The sequence below is a fragment of the Marivita sp. S2033 genome, assembly GCF_046592965.1.
In the GTDB taxonomy this organism is placed as follows: Bacteria; Pseudomonadota; Alphaproteobacteria; order Rhodobacterales; family Rhodobacteraceae; genus Marivita.
Genome location: NZ_JBISBV010000033.1, coordinates 1 through 2,708, shown reverse-complemented (window position 1 = coordinate 2,708; position 2,708 = coordinate 1). Strand labels below are relative to the sequence as shown.

The 2,708-nt window shown below is 50.6% G+C and carries 3 protein-coding genes; 1 reads left to right on the top strand and 2 read right to left on the bottom strand.

What is annotated here, in order from left to right; genetic code table 11:
• Positions 1 to 70: 70 nt before the first annotated feature.
• Both ACGKZZ_RS17100 and ACGKZZ_RS17095 read right to left on the bottom strand, forming a co-directional pair.
• Positions 71 to 199 (bottom strand): hypothetical protein, encoded by a 129-nt coding sequence (locus ACGKZZ_RS17100; protein ID WP_411224727.1) that lies wholly within the window; start codon positions 197 to 199, stop codon positions 71 to 73.
• A 320-nt stretch (positions 200 to 519) separates the two neighbouring features.
• Complete coding sequence (locus tag ACGKZZ_RS17095) at positions 520 to 2,217, bottom strand: RNA-directed DNA polymerase (protein ID WP_411224726.1); 1,698 nt, start codon at positions 2,215 to 2,217, stop codon at positions 520 to 522.
• A 270-nt stretch (positions 2,218 to 2,487) separates the two neighbouring features.
• Here ACGKZZ_RS17095 and ACGKZZ_RS17090 point away from each other — a divergent pair.
• On the top strand, positions 2,488 to 2,708 hold a 221-nt coding region (locus ACGKZZ_RS17090; RefSeq protein WP_411224725.1), incomplete at its 3' end, for a hypothetical protein.

The following is a 2,708-nucleotide window of genomic DNA, read 5'->3' as shown; positions in this document are numbered from 1 at the left end:
GCTATGTGAGGGCTACGCAGCGCCGGGCCTGCTCAGCACAAAGGGGTCAATATTGGACGCCGATAGGGGGTCAAAGTTCAATGCCGATTGACAAAACGCCGCCTATGCAGTCGTCCCAGACGTCGTCGACCCGAAAGAGGTGCTCGGGCCAGTCATCACCGGCGCGGATCACCACGATGTCACCTTCTTCGATACGCATGGCTCAGCGCTTTCCGCGAAGGGCATGATAGACCCTCGCAGCGCTTGGCGAGATAGGGGTGAGATTGAAAGGTTGTGAAAGCATGAGAACCTCCTTTTGCTATCTTTATAGATACGGAGATTTCCTCAGTTTTTTCGTGGAATGCATTGAGCGGGTTCGGCCCAGAGCCGTCATCCTGTGCAGTCACAAAATGCTGCGGCGGCAGACTCCATTGCGGACATTGGATCCGGACCAAATGAAAGATTGTGGGCGAAGGAAATCAGTTCATTGGTTGCAAGAGCCCTTGCATACTGTAGGCGAAAGCAATTCAGGTTACTTGTTTAATAGTCTCCCGACTGATGTCCCGCCGCAGCGACCCCACGCAGGCTTTCAAGGAGCTTTTTGACTTCCGCCATGCTTCTTTTGCGTCTGGTGCTTCTGTTGTCAGCTTCGCTGGAAGACGTATTTATGTTTCGTTTGGGATCATAAAAAACAACGTTGCGAGACGACATGGCCTTAAAAAGTGGCTTATCCAGAAGCTTGTTGCGATCAGCCAACCAGCCGTGACGATATGCTTCATATGCAAGCAACCAAGTCCAATCCGACTTCACACTGTTTTCTGAAATTTTGTCTTCCCAAACCAGCGTAGGAAGCTTGCCGATACAAAGCCCCTTAGACTTCATGTCGAGTAGGATCAAAGCAATCGACGCAGATTCCACATTAGCAATTAAATCTTTTAAAGACCTAATGTCCACGGGACGTTTGAGGCCTCGCAAGGTATAGAGCAACCAAATCGCCTCGTAGTGATGCCCTTTTTCCAAGGCTACTTTCACAAGATTGATGAACCTTGAGCCAATACGCTTGGCCGAAAGAGCATTGGTCCGGTTCTGTACATCCAATATTACGCGACAAATACGATCCATGGAGCCTGGGGCGACCACAGCCGCTTTGATGAGGAACGACTCCACTACTGGGATATCGGCTGCTTCAATTGCAACGCCTTCAACAACAGATAGGGCGTAGCTCACTACCGATGCCGTAGGATTTTGAGATTGGAGTATGAGGGTAAGCTCAAGAAACTCTCGAAGCCGCGACCCGGAAAGGCTACCGGTGCGGTGAGACAGAAAGGCTTTCATCTCAGAAATCCACGCACTTTCACGTTCACCAACAATTCGATCTATGGAAGTTTTACTGCCGTTGATATCTAGGCCGTAGTCTCTGTAGAGCCCACTGATGGCCGACAGCACGGTTTCCGCCGCTTCAAGAGTGCCTATTCCGACCATCCAGTCATCCTGCAAACGGTCGATATTGTCCTTGTCTGAATCTGGGAAACGGGCAGCGTAACCTTGATCTATTCGTGCAGAGATCGTCTCCGCAATGATTCTGGAGGTTTCCGGGCCAACCGGGATTCCAACCGTTTGATTCCGGTTGCATGAACGAACCAACAAATCGAGCCGATCTGCAAGTGACCCTTTGTACATATTCAGGTTTGTTTTCACCCGTTCCTTGCCATAGGCCGCCCAAGCAATTGAATGCGTATATATGGATGGATAGAAGCGTGTGATGTCTGTGGTTACCACCCAATCAGATGTGGCCTGAAGGTAGGACTTCTTCGCCTCGTGAAGAGCAAAGTTGATCCCCTTGATGGCCCGTTCGTAGTCATTGCCAACACGAATTTCGTCCACCGAGTACGTTTGTCGAGATAGCCACCTCTGAACTGATCTCCAATGGACACCAATCTCCCGTGTTAGCAACGCTTGGGGCAGCGGGTGAGTAATATGTATCTCTCGCCTTTCATACCCACGCTTGGGCTTGGAGAGTCTTTCAGCTTCTGCATCACCAAGCTTGTACGTGTACGCCCCGCTGCGCTTCTTTCCTCCTGGCAGTTCATCCGACAGTTTTAACTTCCGGAAAACACCGGCTTTCTCCCAGTGCAGTAGAATATCATCCACGTGCTCACCGAAGTCCTGAGTAGTGAAGACAGGAGGAAGTTCTTTGGGGAAGTATCCTTTGGTTAACAGTGCCTGATAAATCTTCATTGAACCCTGACTGCCCAGATTATTCTTAATGTATTGATGCAAATGATCCTATTAATACAACACGTACCAGATGATTAGCAGATCATCGAGTCGCCTCTCGATAACGGTCCGTTTTGAGGTTCGCGTTGCGATGCCATCTACAGCGGCCTTCTGGCTTCGAGAACACATGCCTTGAACTTCGCAATACCCCCAGTCGAAACAGGATAGCCTCTGCTGTAGAACATCAACCGGGATTGAGACCGAGAGAAAACCGATGGTCAAGCACGGTTAGTGAAAGTGCACTCCCAAAACGGGATTTTATGGAAGGTTTGGGCCGCGAATGACCGCTTTCCTCAAACTGATGCGGCACCGGTGCAGGTGCAGCTAACGGCTCCTTTCCGCCGATTCTGCGCGGCGATCCAAGACATGAACGCGCTGAAACGCGCCTTCAATCGCGAGTTGGAGCCTTCACCGGAGGAATTGACGGTCTGTTCAATGTCGGTCCCCTCTCG

Excerpts from the sequence above, each read along its gene's own strand:
- ACGKZZ_RS17100 (WP_411224727.1), bottom strand. The coding sequence starts at position 199 with ATGCGTATCGAAGAAGGTGACATCGTGGTGATCCGCGCCGGTGATGAC.
- ACGKZZ_RS17095 (WP_411224726.1), bottom strand. The coding sequence starts at position 2,217 with ATGAAGATTTATCAGGCACTGTTAACCAAAGGATACTTCCCCAAAGAA.